The sequence below is a fragment of the Rhodococcus sp. Chr-9 genome (assembly GCF_000801125.1).
Lineage (GTDB): Bacteria > Actinomycetota > Actinomycetes > Mycobacteriales > Mycobacteriaceae > Rhodococcus > Rhodococcus pyridinivorans.
This window is the reverse complement of the sequence record NZ_JTIZ01000121.1, coordinates 1-15672: the sequence shown is the minus strand read 5'-3', so window position 1 is coordinate 15672 and position 15672 is coordinate 1. Positions and strand designations below refer to the sequence as shown.

Here is a 15672-nt window from a genome sequence, read left to right as displayed (position 1 = left end):
CGTTGTCGCTGGCGCAGCAGCGGATGTGGTTCCTCAACCGCTTCGAGCCCGACTCCGCGGCCTACAACATCCCGATCCCGATGCGGCTGAGCGGAGCGCTCGACGTCGCCGCGCTCGAAGCGGCGGTCCGTGACGTGATCTCCCGTCACGAGGTCCTGCGCACCTTCTACCCCGAGGTCGACGGCGCCGGCGTCCAGGAAGTGCTCCCGGCCGGGTGGCTGCCGGACGGCCTCGAGCCGGTCCGGGTCGCCGACGAGAACGACCTGCGCACCCGGGTCGCGGAACTGCTGTCCGCGGGCTTCGACGTGACCGTGGCGCCGCCCGTGCGCGGCGCCCTGTTCCGGATCACCGAGGACGAGCACGTGCTCGCACTCGTCGTGCACCACATCGCGGCCGACGGTGTGTCGACCGGACCGCTGGCCCGTGACATCGTCCTGGCCTACACGTCCCGCGTCGGCGGGCAGGCCCCGGCCTGGAAGCCCCTCGAGGTGCAGTACGCGGACTTTGCGCTGTGGCAGCGCGAGGTCCTCGGCGACGAGGACGATCCGGAATCGCTGATCTCCAACCAGCTCGCCTACTGGTCCGAGACCCTCGCCGGAACCCCGGACGTGCTGGACCTGCCCACCGACCGGCCCCGGCCGGCGGTGCGCACCGGCGTCGGCGGAACCGTCGACTTCGCGGTGCCCGCGGATGTCGTCGCTGGGATCAAGCGCGTGGCGGCCGAGCAGCGCGCCACGCCGTTCATGGTCGTGCACACCGCGCTCGCGGTGCTGCTGGCCCGGCTGTCCGGCAGTGACGACATCACGATCGGCACCCCGGTCGCCGGTCGCGGTGACGCCGCGCTCGACGACCTGGTCGGCATGTTCGTCAACACCCTCGTGTTGCGCACTCCGATCGACCCGGGCGCGTCGTTCCGTGACCTGCTCTCGGGAGCGTCGCGCACCGATCTCGGTGCGTTCGCGCACGCGGACGTCCCGTTCGAGCGCCTCGTGGACCGGATCAATCCCGTGCGCTCGCAGTCGTTCTCACCGCTGTTCCAGGTCATGCTGGCGTTCCAGAACTACAGCCAGTCCGTGGTCGAGCTTCCCGGCCTCTCGGTGTCTGCGCTCGAATTCGATTGGCAGGCAGCACAATACGATCTGTCCGTCACGCTCGTCGAACCCGCCGGAGGCGACGGGTCCTACCTGGGCGAGATCGGCTACGCCGCGGACATCTTCGACGCGGCAACCGTGTCCGCGATCGCGGAGCGCCTCGTCCGTGTTCTCGCGGCCACGACCGCGGATCCGGACGTCGTCGTCGGCGACCTCGAACTGGTCGACGACGGCGAACGCCACCGGATGCTCGTCGAGTGGAACGACACGGCCCGCCCCGCGACCGGCGAACTGCTGCTCGACGGATTCGCCGCGCAGGTGCAGCGGACGCCGGACGCACCGGCGGTCGTGTTCCGCGACGAGATCCTCGACTACGCGGCGTTCGACCGCCGGGTGAACGCGCTTGCGCGGGTTCTCGTCGACCGGGGCGTGGGCCCGGAAGTGCTGGTCGGCGTGTGCATGAGCCGATCCGTCGACATGCTGGTCGCGATCTACGCGATCCTGCGGGCGGGCGGCGGCTACGCCCCGATCGATCCGGAGCATCCCCTCGACCGCACGGCGTACGTGCTCGAGGTCGCGGCACCGTTGCTCGTGCTCACCACCGCGGCGGACCGTGACGCCCTGCCGGGCGAGGTCGCGGCGATCGACGTCGCGGACCTCGACCTCGATGTCGACACGGCGCAGGTCGTGACGGCCGCCGGTCTGCGACCGGACAACACCGCGTACGTGATCTTCACGTCGGGTTCGACGGGACGTCCGAAGGGCGTCGCCGTCTCGCACCGGTCCGTCGTCAACCAGATCGCCTGGATGGCCGAGCGGTACGACCTCGGAGCCGGGGACACCGCGCTGCACAAGACCCCCATCACGTTCGACGCGTGTGTGTGGGAGCTGTTCTACCCGCTGCAGGCCGGTGCCCGGCTGGTGATCGCCGAGCCCGGCGGCCACCGCGACCCCGAGTATCTCGTGCAGGTCTCCCGCCGGTGGGACGTGTGCATCCTCGAGTTCGTTCCGTCGATGCTCGCGCTGTTCCTCGCCGACGACGGCCTCGCCCTGCCCCCGTCGCTGCGGTACCTGTCGGTCGGTGGCGAGGCACTGCCCCCGGAACTGGTGGCGCGTTCCGTGTCGCGTTCGGATGCGGTGCTCGACAACACCTACGGGCCGACCGAGGTGACCGTGACCTCGACGGTGTTCCGTTGTGTCGCAGAGGAATCCTCGTCGGTTCCGATCGGCGAGCCGATCCGTGGCGTCCGTGCGTACGTCCTCGACGCACGCCTGCATCCGGTGCCCGTCGGTGTCCCCGGCGAGCTGTACCTGTCGGGTGTCCAGGTCGCCCGCGGCTACCTCGGCCGGCCGGACCTGACCGCGGAGCGTTTCGTCGCCGACCCGTTCGCCGGGGCGAGCGAAGCGACGGGGAATGTCGCCGGGGCGAGCGAAGCGACGGGGAATGGCACGGCCGACGCCGGTGGTCGCCTCTACCGCACCGGCGACCTGGTGCGGTGGCTGCCCGACGGCACGCTGGACTACCTCGGCCGCACCGACTTCCAGGTGAAGGTGCGTGGTCTGCGCATCGAACTCGGCGAGATCGAGACGGCGCTGACCGACCTGTCCGAGATCGGGCAGTCCGTCGTGGTGGTCCACGACGGTGAATTCGGGCAGCAGCTCGTCGCCTACGTGGTGCCGTCGCCGGGCGCGACCGTCGATGTCGACGCCGCCCGCGACCGCCTCGGCGAATCGCTGCCCCGGTACATGGTTCCCGACGTCGTGATGGTGCTGGACGAGCTTCCGCTCAACCACTCCGGCAAGCTCGACCGGCGCGCCCTGCCGGAGCCGGCGCTCGCCGTGCGCGAGTTCCGCGCCCCGACGACCGCGGTCGAGGAGATCGTCGCCGCCGTCTACGCCGAGGTTCTCGGTCTCGATCGCGTCGGACTCGACGACGACTTCTTCGCTCTGGGCGGCAACTCGCTCGTCGCAACCCAGGTGGTCTCCCGGATCGGCAGCGAACTCGACACCCGGATCCCGGTGCGCGCGCTGTTCGAGGCCCCGACGGTCGCCGCACTCGCCGCGGTCGCCGAGCAGCACGCCGGTGCCGGCGGCCGGGTCGCGCTCACCACGCGGCCGCGCCCGGACCGTATTCCGTTGTCGCTGGCGCAGTCCCGGATGTGGTTCCTCAACCGGTTCGATCCGGAATCGGCCGCGTACAACGTGCCGGTCGCGATCCGCCTGATGGGTGAACTCGACGTGACGGCGCTCGAAGCGGCCGTCAACGACGTCGTCGCCCGGCACGAAGCCCTGCGCACCGTGTACCCGGAGGTCGACGGCGCCGGCACGCAGGTGATCCTGCCGGCCGGGCAGGCGCGGATCGAGCTCCCGCCGCTCGAGGTGACCGAGTCCGAGGCGCTCGAGCGGGTGTTCGCAGCCGTGGGAACCGGATTCGACGTCACCACCGCTGTGCCGGTGCGCGCGGAACTGCTGCGCGTCGCCCCGGACGAGCACGTCCTGGTGGTCGTGGCGCACCACATCGGCGCCGACGGTTTCTCGATGGGACCGCTGACCCGTGACGTGATGGTCGCGTACGCGTCCCGGTCGCGCAGGGAGCACCCGTCGTGGGCGCCGTTGCCGGTGCAGTACGCGGACTACACGCTGTGGCAGCGCGAGGTCCTGGGAGCCGAGGACGATCCGCAGTCGCTGATCGCCGGCCAGCTCGACTACTGGACCACCGCGCTGGAGGGTGTGCCGGATCAGCTGGATCTGCCCACCGACCGGCCCCGGCCGGCCGTCGCGTCGAACACCGGCCGCGACCACCGCTTCGAGATCGGAGCGGACGTCCAGGCCGGCATCGCCGACCTGGCACGGCGTACGGGCGTGACCGCGTTCATGGTGGTGCACGCGGCGCTGGCCGCGGTCCTGGCGCGCATGTCCGGCAGCGACGACATCGCGATCGGCACGCCGGTCGCCGGTCGTGGCGAGGCCGCGCTGGACGACGTGGTGGGCATGTTCGTCAACACCCTCGTTCTGAGGACGCGCGTCGACGGCGGAGAGCCGTTCACCGACCTGCTGTCCCGGGTCAAGGACACCGATCTCGGTGCGTTCGGGCACGCCGACGTGCCGTTCGAGCGGCTCGTCGAGGTGCTGGATCCGCCGCGGTCGCAGGCGCGGCACCCGCTGTTCCAGGTGATGCTCACGTTCGAGAACATCGGGCAGTCGAGCTTCGAGCTGCCGGGGCTGACGGTCGCCGGAGTTCAGGCCGAGAACCGCACGGCGAAGTTCGACCTGCAGTTCGTGCTGTCGGACACGTTCACCGCCGACGGATCGCCCGCGGGAATCGCCGCCGGTGTCACCTACGCGACCGATCTGTTCGACGAGGCGACCGTGGCGTCGCTCGCGCAGCGGTTCACCCGGGTGCTCGCGGCGGTCGTCGCCGATCCGGCGCTGCGGGTCGGAGCTGTTCCGGTGCTGGATGCGGCCGAACGGATCTCGGTCCTCGAAACGTGGAACGACACCGCACACGGGACGGATTCGACCGCGACCCTCGTCGATCTGTTCGAGGCGCAGGTCGTGCGCACTCCGGACGCCCCGGCGGTCGTGTTCGGTGACGAGACCCTGACCTACCGCGAATTCGCGTCGCGGGTGCACCGGCTGGCGCGGGTCCTGATCGCGTCGGGTGTCGGTCCCGATGCGCTCGTCGCCCTGACGATGCGTCGCTCGACGGAACTGCTCGTCGGCATGTACGCGGTGGTCGTGGCGGGCGGTGCGTACGTGCCGATCGATCCCGACCAGCCGGCCGAACGCAACGACTACGTGCTCGCGACCGCGGATCCCGTGCTCGTGCTGTCCACGAGCACGGACGCGATCGAGGCGCCGGGCCGGGACGTGGTGCTGCTCGATCGGCTCGACGTCTCCGACTACCCGGACGGTCCCGTCACGGACGCCGAACGGCTCGGTGCCGTCCTCCCGGACAACACCGCCTACGTGATCTTCACGTCCGGTTCGACGGGCCGCCCGAAGGGTGTGGCGGTCGCGCACGCCGCGATCGTCAACCGTCTGCTGTGGATGCAGGGGCAGTACGAGCTGACCGCGGACGACGTGGTCGTGCAGAAGACTCCGTTCACGTTCGACGTGTCGGTCTGGGAGTTCTTCTGGCCCTTGCAGATCGGTGCCCGCCTGGTCGTCGCGGCACCGGAGGTGCACCGCGATCCGGCGGCGCTGGCCCGGCTCGTCGCCGACGCCGGTGTCACGGTGGTGCACTTCGTGCCGTCGATGCTCGCCGCCTACGTCGCCGAGCCGAGCGCGGCGGCGGGTTCCGGACTGCGGATGGTGTTCGCCTCCGGTGAGGCGCTCCCCGCGCCGATCGCCGCGCGGATGCGGGAACTCGTGCCCGGGGTCGCCGTGCACAACCTCTACGGCCCGACCGAGGCCGCGGTGGACGTGACCTTCCACGAGGTCACCGACGCGGACGTCGTGACCGTGCCGATCGGTGCGCCCGTGTGGAACACCCGGGTGTACGTGCTCGACGCACGCTTGCAGCCGGTGCCCGTGGGTGTCGCCGGTGAGCTGTACCTGTCGGGTGTCCAGGTCGCGCGCGGCTACGTGCGGCGCCCCGACCTGTCCGCGGAACGGTTCGTCGCCGACCCGTTCGTCGGGGCGAGCGAAGCGACGGGGAACGGCACGATCGGCGCGCGCATGTACCGGACCGGCGACCTCGTGAAGTGGGCGGCCGCCGGGGAACTGGAATACATCGGCCGCACCGACTTCCAGGTGAAGGTCCGCGGTCTGCGCATCGAACTCGGCGAGATCGAGTCGGCGCTGACGGACCTGCCCGAGATCGCCCAGTCCGTCGTGGTGGTCCACGACGGCGAACTCGGGCAGCAGCTCGTCGCGTACGTCGTGCCGGCCGACGGCGCGGATGTCGATGTGGCCGCGGTGAAGTCCGCGGTCGGCGCACGCGTGCCCGGGTACATGGTTCCCGACGTGGTGACCGTGCTCGACGCGTTCCCGCTCAACGCCAGCGGCAAGCTCGACCGCAAGGCCCTGCCCGCCCCGGTGTTCGAGGCCCGGGAGTTCCGTGCCCCGGCCACCCCGGTCGAGGAGATCGTCGCCGCCACGTTCGCGCACGTTCTCGGTGTCGATCGCGTCGGTGCCGACGACGACTTCTTCGCGCTCGGCGGCAACTCGCTCGTCGCGACGCAGGTCGCGGCCAGGCTCGGGGCGGCCCTCGACACCGAGGTACCCGTGCGGGTCCTGTTCGAGGATTCGACGGTGACGGCCCTCGCGGCCCGGGTCGAATCCCGCGCCGGTTCGGGCCGGCGTGCGCCGCTCGAGCCGCAGCCGCGCCCGGACCGGATCCCGCTGTCGCTGGCGCAGTCCCGCATGTGGTTCCTCAACCGGTTCGACACCGCCTCCGCGGTCGACAACATCCCGGTGGCGGTGCGCCTGTCCGGCGAACTCGACGTCGACGCGCTGCGTGCGGCGGTCGCCGACGTCGTGGCCCGGCACGAGGTGCTCCGCACCGTCTACCCGGAGGTCGACGGCGGCGGGCACCAGGTGGTGCTGCCCGCCGGTGAGGCCGGGGTCGAACTGGACGTGCGAGCCGTCACCGCGGATTCGGCGTTCGAGGTGGTCACCGAGATCGTCGAGTCCGGATTCGACGTCACCACGGAGGTTCCCGTGCGTGCCGCGCTGCTGCAGCTCGGCGACGGCGAACACGTCCTGGTCTTCTCGGTCCATCACATCGCCGCCGACGGTTTCTCGATGGCACCGCTGACCCGTGACGTGATGATCGCGTACGCCGCGCGTTCGCGCGGCGAGGCCCCGGCGTGGGCACCGTTGCCGGTGCAGTACGCCGACTTCACGCTCTGGCAGCGCGAGGTGCTCGGCGCCGAGTCCGATCCCGATTCGGTGATCGCACGGCAGCTCGGCTACTGGACCGAACGGCTGGCGGGCATCCCCGACCAGCTGGACCTCCCGAGCGACCGGCCGCGGCCGGCGGTGGCCACCAACCGGGGTGCGGCGTACACGTTCACGCTCCCGGCGCGGCTGCAGGACGCGATCGGCGCGCTGGCGCGTGACCGTCAGGCGACCCCGTTCATGGTCGTGCACGCGGCCCTCGCGTCCCTGTTGGCGCGGCTGTCCGGCACCGACGACATCGCGATCGGCGCACCCATCGCGGGCCGCGGCGAGGCCGCGCTCGACGACCTCGTCGGCATGTTCGTCAACACGCTGGTCCTGCGCACGGACGTCGCGGCAGGCGAACCGTTCGAGGAACTGCTCGGCCGGGTCCGGTCCACCGACCTCGGGGCGTTCGCGCACGCCGACGTGCCGTTCGAGCGTCTCGTCGAGGTGCTCGACCCGGCACGGTCGCAAGGCCGGCACCCGCTGTTCCAGGTGGCGCTGTTCTTCCAGAACATGAACCGCACCGCGCTCGAACTCGGCGGACTGTCCGTCGCGCCCGTCGAAACCGAGACGCATCTCGTCAAGTTCGACCTGCAGGTCGCGGTCGCCGAGATGTTCGACGACGCCGGCGCATCGGCCGGTGCCGCGGTGGAGCTCCAGTACGCCACCGACCTGTTCTACGAGTCGACGATCGTCGCGTTCGCGGACCGCTTCGTGCGGATACTCGAAGCGGTGACCACCGACCCGGCGATCGCCGTCGGTGACCTGCCGGTCCTCGCCGCGGACGAACGCGCCGAGATCGTCGACGCGCGCAACCGGACGCAGCACCCCACCGTCGACACCCTGCTGCTCGACAGCTTCGACCGGCAGGTGGTCCTGACTCCGGACGCGAATGCTGTGGTCTACGAAGGTGATTCGCTGACCTACGCAGAATTCGACGCTCGTGTCACCTCGCTCGCGCGGCACCTGATCGGGCTCGGGGTGGGGCCGGAGTCGCGGGTCGCGCTCGCGATGCGACGCTCGCTCGAGCTGGTCGTCGGCATGTACGCCGTGCTCCGCGCGGGCGGCGCGTACGTGCCGGTCGATCCGGACCATCCGGCCGATCGCATCGCCTACATCCTCGACGCGGCGGACCCGGTCGCGGTGCTCAGCACCGAACGGGACGAATTCACCGCCGCGAGCGGCCGGACCGTGCTGTTCCTCGACGCCCTGGACCTGTCCGATGTCCCGACCGATCCGATCGAGGACTCCGAGCGGATCGGGTCCGTGCACGCCGGCAACACCGCGTACGTGATCTTCACGTCCGGGTCCACAGGCAAGCCCAAGGGCGTCGCGGTCCCGCACGGCGCGATCGTCAACCAGATGGAATGGATGCAGGGGCAGTACCGGTTCACCGAGGCCGATGTGTACCTGCAGAAGACCGCGACGACGTTCGACGTGTCGCTGTGGGGCTTCTTCCTGCCCCTGCGGGTCGGGGCGACCCTCGTCGTCGCGACCCCGGACGGGCACCGCGACCCGCTCTACCTCGCGGAGCGGATCCGTTCGGCGGGGGTCACGGTCACCGACTTCGTTCCGTCGATGCTGTCGGTGTTCGTCTCCGCGGTGGCGCCGGGCGACGTCGCGGGCCTGCGCGACGTGTTCGTCATCGGTGAGGCCCTGCCCGCAGCGACCGCCGAGGCATTCGCGCGGATCAGCGGCGCCGGGCTGCACAACCTGTACGGCCCGACCGAGGCCGCCGTCTCGATCACCTACCGGCAGGCCGCACCGGGCGATGCCGGCTCGGTGCCGATCGGTGTGCCGCAGTGGAATTCGAAGGTCTACGTCCTCGACTCCCGCCTGAATCCGGTGCCCGACGGCGTGCCCGGCGAGCTGTACCTCTCGGGCGTGCAGTTGGCGCGCGGCTACCACGGCCGGGTCGACCTCACGAGTGACCGGTTCGTGGCCGACAGGTTCGAGGCGGGCGAGCGGATGTACCGCACCGGTGACCTCGTGTACTGGCAGGGCGGTGAACTCGTCTACATCGGGCGCACCGACTTCCAGGTCAAGTTCCGCGGCCAGCGCATCGAGCTCGGAGAGATCGAGGCGGCGCTGCTCGACGACGACGCGGTCATCTCCGCGGCGGTGCTCGTCGTCGACACCGCCACCGGTGAACAGCTCGTCGCGTACATCGTGCCGGGGGCGCCGGAGTCGTTCGACCTCGATCGGGCCCGCGAGTCGTTGAGCCGGAAGCTGCCGACCTACATGATGCCGTCGGCGTTCGTCGTGCTCGACGCGTTCCCGCTCAACGCATCGGGCAAGCTCGACCGCAAGGCCCTGCCGGCGCCGGTGTTCGAGGCGCGGGAGTTCCGGGCTCCGTCGACCCCGGTCGAGCAGATCGTCGCCGGGGTGTTCGCGGACGTTCTCGGCATCGACACGATCGGTGTCGACGACGACTTCTTCGAGCTCGGCGGCAACTCGCTCGTCGCGACCCAGGTCGTGGCCAGGCTCGGAGCGGCGCTCGACGCCGCGGTGCCGGTGCGTGCGCTCTTCGAGGCGACGACCGTCGAAGCGCTCGCCGCGCGTCTCGAGTCGCACACCCGGGGACCGGGCCGTGCTGCTCTCGTGCCGCAGCCCCGCCCCGACCGGATCCCGTTGTCGGCGGCGCAGTCCCGCATGTGGTTCCTCAACCGCTTCGACCCGGATTCGGCCGCGTACAACATCCCGATCGCGATCCGCATGTCGGGCGCACTCGACGTGGCGGCCCTGCAGCTCGCCGTCGACGACGTGGTCGCCCGCCACGAGGTGCTGCGCACCGTCTACCCGGAGGCCGACGGCACCGGCGTGCAGGACGTGCTGTCCCCGGAGCGGGCCCGCCTGGCCCTGGCCGTCGAGAACGTCTCGGAGACCTCCGTACTCGAGCGGGTCGCCGAGCTGGTCACGGCCGGGTTCGACGTCACGACGGAGGTTCCGGTCCGCGCGGCTCTGCTGCGGATCGCTGTGGACGACCACGTGTTCGTGTTCGTCGCGCACCACATCGCCGCGGACGGCTTCTCGATCGCGCCGCTGACCCGCGACGTCGTCACGGCGTACGCGGCCCGCGTGCAGGGTGGCACCCCCACCTGGGCGCCGCTTCCGGTGCAGTACGCGGACTACACGCTGTGGCAGCGGGACGTGCTCGGTGACGAGGCGGATCCGCAGTCGCTGCTCGCCCAGCAGCTCGGGTACTGGACCGAAGCCCTCGCCGGGGCTCCGGAGGAGGTGACGCTGCCGACCGACCGGCCGCGTCCCGCCGCGCTGTCGCACCACGGTGCCACCCACCGGTTCACCGTTCCCGCCGACGTGCGCGCCGGTATCGACCGGCTGGCGGCGGAGCGGGGATCGACGCCGTTCATGGTGGTGCACGCCGCGTTGGCGCTGCTGCTGGCGCGGTTGTCCGGCAGTGACGACGTGACCGTCGGTGCTCCGGTGGCCGGTCGAGGTGACGCCGCGCTCGACGATCTCGTCGGCATGTTCGTCAACACGCTCGTGCTGCGCACCCCCGTGGTGGCCGACGAGACGTTCTCGGACCTGCTGGCGCGTGCCCGGACGACGGATCTCGGCGCGTTCGGACACGCCGACATTCCGTTCGAGCGCCTCGTCGAAGCGCTCGACGTCGAACGGTCCACCGCGCGCAACCCGCTGTTCCAGGTGGCTCTGGTGTTCCAGAACCAGCCGACCGCGGCGTTCGATCTCGGTGGACTGCGGCTCGCCGCAGTCGAATTCGAGGACGGAGTCTCGCGCTTCGACCTGCAGGTGACCGTCACCGAGATCGGTGCCGGCGGCGAATACCGCGTCGACCTGACCTACGCGACCGACCTGTTCGACGAGTCGACCGTGGTGGCGTTCGCCGAGCGGTTCGGCCGGGTTCTCGCCGCGGTCACCGCCGATCCCACGATCGTCGTCGGGGACGTCGAGGTCCTCGCGGACTCCGAGCGCGCGGCCCTCGTCGGCGCCGCCCGCGCGGGCGCCACCGCTGCCCGCGCTCCTCGCGGCCGGGTGTGGACCTCGACCCTGCCCGCGCTCATGGCGGAGGTCGTCGCGAAGAACCCGCACGGGACCGCGCTGGTCTTCGGTGACCGTTCGCTGACCTACCGGGAACTCGACGAGCAGTCCTCGCGCCTGGCGCGGGTGCTGCTCGGCCGGGGAATCGGGTCGTCCGATCTCGTCGCGATCGCGGTGCCGCGGTCGATCGAGTCCGTGCTCGCCGTGTGGGCGGTCGCGAAGACCGGCGCCGGTTACGTCCCGGTCGACGTGAAGTACCCGGCCGATCGGGTCGCGCACATGATCGACGATTCGGGAGTCGTTCTGGGCCTGACGATGTCGGCGCACGTCGACGCACTGTCGGACGGTGTCGACTGGCTCGTGCTCGACGACGAGGACGTGCGATCCCGGTGTGCTGCCGAATCCGATGCTCCGGTCACCTACCGGGATCTGCCCGCACCGATCCGGTCGTCGCAGGTCGCGTACGTGATCTACACGTCCGGTTCGACGGGCCTCCCGAAGGGCGTCGCCGTCACCCACGCCGGTCTGCACAACTTCTGCGTCGAGCAGTACGAGAGGTACTCGCCGACGGAGCAGTCGCGTGTCCTGCACGTGGCATCGCCGAGTTTCGACGCGTCCGTCCTCGAACTGCTGCTGGCGCTCGGTGCGGCCGCGACGATGGTGGTCTCGCCGCCGGACGTGTTCGGCGGGGACGCGCTCGAGGACCTGATCCGGCGTGAGTCGGTGACACACGCATTCATCACCCCGACGGTGCTGGCGTCGATGGACCCGGCAGGTCTGGATTCGCTGCAGCATCTCGTCGCTGGTGGCGAGGCGGTCTCGGCGGACATCGTGGAGAAGTGGGCGCCCGGACGGTCGCTGTACAACGGCTACGGGCCGACGGAGACGACGATCATGTCGAACATCTCCGAACCGATGGTCCCCGGTGCGCCGGTCACGATCGGCGGGCCGATCCTGGGAATGCGGGAACTGGTGCTCGACAGCCGGTTGCGGCCCGTCCCGGTGGGCGTGCCCGGCGAGTTGTACATCGCCGGTGTGCAGCTCGCCCGCGGATACCATGAGCGTCGCGGTCTGACCGCGGAGCGGTTCGTCGCGGATCCGTTCGGCGTTCCCGGTGACCGCATGTACCGCACGGGCGATGTAGTGACCTGGACGGCGGACGGCGAGATCGCCTACGTCGGGCGCAGCGACTTCCAGGTCAAGATCCGCGGTCTGCGTATCGAACTCGGTGAGATCGATGCGGCCCTGTCCGCGCATCCCTCCGTCGACGTGGCCGCGACGGTCGCGCACAAGGACGGCGAGTCCGCTTCGGCTCAGCTCGTCGGATACGTGCTGCCGGTGGCGGGGGAGCGGATCGATCCGGCCGACCTCAAGGAGTTCGTGGCGAGAAGCGTTCCCTCGCACATGGTTCCGTCGGCGATCATGGTCCTCGACGAGCTGCCGCTGACCCCGGTCGGCAAGCTGGATCGCCGGGCCCTGCCGGCGCCGGTGTTCGAGGCGCGGGAGTTCCGCGCACCCGTCACGCCGGTCGAACTAGCGGTCGCAGCCGTGTTCGCCGAGGTCCTCGGCGTCGAACGGGTCGGCCTCGACGACGACTTCTTCGAACTGGGCGGGCATTCGCTGCTGGTGATCAAGGTGATCAACCGGTTGCGGGACCTGACCGGTCTCGAGGTCGGCGTCCAGGAATTGTTCGACCACCCGCAGGTCGAGGATCTCGCGAGGGCGATCGACCCGCAGCGCAGCGGCCCGGGCGTCGCGAGCTTCGCGGAACACGTGAGCCTCGCCGCGGACATCACCGCCGACGGGGCACAGCCGCCGCGCGTCGAACCCGAGGTCGTGCTGCTGACCGGCGCCACCGGTTTCCTCGGCTCGCACCTGGTGCGGGAACTGCTCGATCGCACCGACGCCGAGGTGTGGTGCCTCGTCCGGGCCGAGTCGCCCGAACACGGTCACGCCCGCATCGTGGAATCGATGCGCCGCTTCGGATCCTGGCGGGATACCGGAGTCGACCGCGTCGTCGCGGTGCCGGGTGACCTCGGCCAGGATCGGCTCGGGCTCGACGAAGGCCGGTTCGCCGAACTCGCCGAACGGGTCGACGCCATCGTGCACAACGGGGCGCGCGTCAACCACATCGAGACGTACAGCCGGTTGCACCGGCCGAACGTGCTCGCGACCGAGGAACTGCTTCGTCTCGCTTCAACCGTCCGTCTGAAGCCGCTGCACTTCGTGTCCACCGGTTCGGTGCTCACCGACGAGGTAGCGCTCGCCGACGGACGGCCGTACATTGCGGCGGAGGACGACATCCTCGAAGCCGAGCGGGTCGGTGGTTCGGGCTATGTCCAGTCGAAGTGGGTGGGGGAGGCGGTGGTCCGCCTCGCCGGCGAACGGGGCGTCCCGGTCTCAATATACCGACCGGGTCTGATCACCGGCGACGTGGTGACCGGCGCGTGCGGGTCCGACGACGCGTTCTGGAACATGGTGCGCGCCATCGTCGCTCTACGAAAGATCCCTGACATAGCGACAGGCACGGTGCCCATGGTCCCGGTCAACTACGTGGCCCGGGCACTGGTGCAGCTGGCGATGAATCCCGAGACGTGGGGCGGGACCTTCCATCTCGTCTCGCAGCGACGTGTCTCGATGGGTGATCTCGAAACTCGACTGCGGGCGCATGGATACGACTTGGAAACCGTGACCGTTCCCGAGTTCGGGGAGACGCTGTTCATCATGGCGGAGAAGCTCTCGGCCGTCGGTGACGACAGCCTCATGCGGGCAATGCTCGTGTCGGGTCAGTTCGCGACCGGCCTGGCCGAGATCGAGACGTTCTCGGATGACAGGACTCGTGCGTATCTCGAGGGGTCCGGCGTGGATTGCCCGGTCGTCGACGACGAGGTGCTCGGACGGTATGTGGAGTACTACGCACGAACCGGGTTCTTCCGGCAACTCGACGATGCGGACCGAGAGCATGAGTAGTAGGCAACGAGCATCTCCGTGCCGGTCGGGCGGACCGGATGGCGTGTGCCGCGCGAAGGCGGTGCAGACAGGGGCCGTGCGGAGTTGCGGGTCCTTTCTCGAAATTTCGGGGGTAGACGTGCGAATCCTTTACGGTATCGTCACGGTGGGCAAGCAGCGCGAATCGGGGTCGCGCTGCTGCCATCATCGGAAATGGTCGCATCGCGGCCGCTTACAGGAGGAGTTCTGAGATGCGTCGTGCGCTCACTGTTCTGCTCGGCAGTGCTGCAACTGCCGGCCTCGTCCTCGGTGCTGCGGGAGCGGCCCAGGCACAGCCAATCGTGCCGCAAGCGCCGATCCCGTTCATCGGCCTGACCCCAGATCAGCTCGCGGAGGCAGTGACTCCGCCGAACTGCCCGCCCGGCAACCTCTTCGCTGTCGTGGGTGGGTTCTGCTTCGTGATCGGCTGATTTCTGTCGGTGACATCCACGACGACGGCGACGGGCCCGGTGGGCCCGTCGCCGTCTGTGTGAAACGTCTTCCGGGCTCAGGCGCGCCAGACGAATCTGCGAGGTTTGATCCGATCCAGGGTGGTGAACACCTTGTAGCGCCGGCCGGGAATGCTCACGAGTCGACCGCGTGCGGCATCGTCGAGTCCCGCCCGTGCTACCTCATCGGTATCGAGCCACAAAGCTTTCGGAACACCGGATACATCCTGGTCACCTCGAGCATGAAACTCGGTATCCATGAACCCGGGGCACAACGCCACCACGCGAATTCCGTCCGCTGCGAGCTTGTGGCCGAGTCCTTCGGAGAATTTCACAACCCACGACTTACTTGCGCTGTAGGTCGAGGCGGGTCCGGCGAAGAGTCCGGAAACGCTCGCAACATTGACGACGGTCCCTCTACCGGCGGCCCGCATAGCCGGTAGCACAGCATGCGTGAGTTCGAGTACTGCAGTGACGTTCACGGCCAATTGGGCTCGCAGCAAGTCGAGATCCGCATCCCAGAATTCTCCGTCGGTGAGGAACCCCCATTGTTCACAAGTACGTCGACGCCTTGCGTGAGACGCGCGGCCGTCGCGTCCCGACCTTCATTCGTAGCAAGGTCCGCGACGAGGATCTCGGCGGCCACGCCGTAATTTTGGGCCAACTTTTCTGCCGTCGTTCGGAGACGCTCCTCGTTGCGTGCGACCAGGACCAGGTCGTGACCGCGCTCGGCGAGTACTCGGGCGAATGAGGCCCCCAATCCTGAGGTGGGGCCGGTGACGAGCGCGATCGGCCGGTGAGGCGGCGCGGACGGTACAGCAACGGGATCTGTCATGGACGCCACGGTAACGGATGGCCACGAGTCGGTGACCGGTGAGACATATCTGCCTGCCATGTAGTCGAGACCGCCTGCCTCGGTCCCATAATCGGCGCGTAGGCCAATTGAGCACGGTAGTGTTCTGTTATCCGAGTGTGATCGACTCTGTAACGAGAGGACAACTACATGAGCGCGCGGGCGGGGGCCGAACGTGCCGTGTCCAGGCGGACGATGACGCCCAGACATGCATTGCATCTCGCGGACGACGAGAGCGTGGAGACGTCGAACATCGTGCATGTCTGGGTCTTCGGACCCGGTGAGAACGGAGAGAATCCTCTAAGTCATGCAGAACTCGTGAGTTGGGTGAGTGCCCAGGGCCCCGGCAAAGTCGTGTAATTGCATGTCAGATGGTGTGAAG

Annotated in this window: 2 protein-coding genes and 1 pseudogene; 2 read left to right on the top strand and 1 reads right to left on the bottom strand. The window is 69.5% G+C overall.

All coding sequences use genetic code 11. From position 1 onward, the window contains the following. Window positions 1–13970 (top strand): non-ribosomal peptide synthetase (locus tag QR64_RS19080; protein ID WP_152640981.1); only part of this gene is annotated, 13970 nt, incomplete at its 5' end. A gap of 230 nt (window positions 13971–14200) precedes the next feature. Further along, the gene (locus QR64_RS19070) at window positions 14201–14419 is read left to right on the top strand and encodes a hypothetical protein (RefSeq protein WP_039586818.1); all 219 of its coding nucleotides are present in this window, start codon (window positions 14201–14203) and stop codon (window positions 14417–14419) included. 77 nt (window positions 14420–14496) lie between these two features. Here QR64_RS19070 and QR64_RS19065 read toward each other — a convergent pair. Continuing rightward, window positions 14497–15272 (bottom strand): annotated as a pseudogene (locus QR64_RS19065) (SDR family NAD(P)-dependent oxidoreductase). Between the last annotated feature and the right edge of the window lie 400 nt (window positions 15273–15672).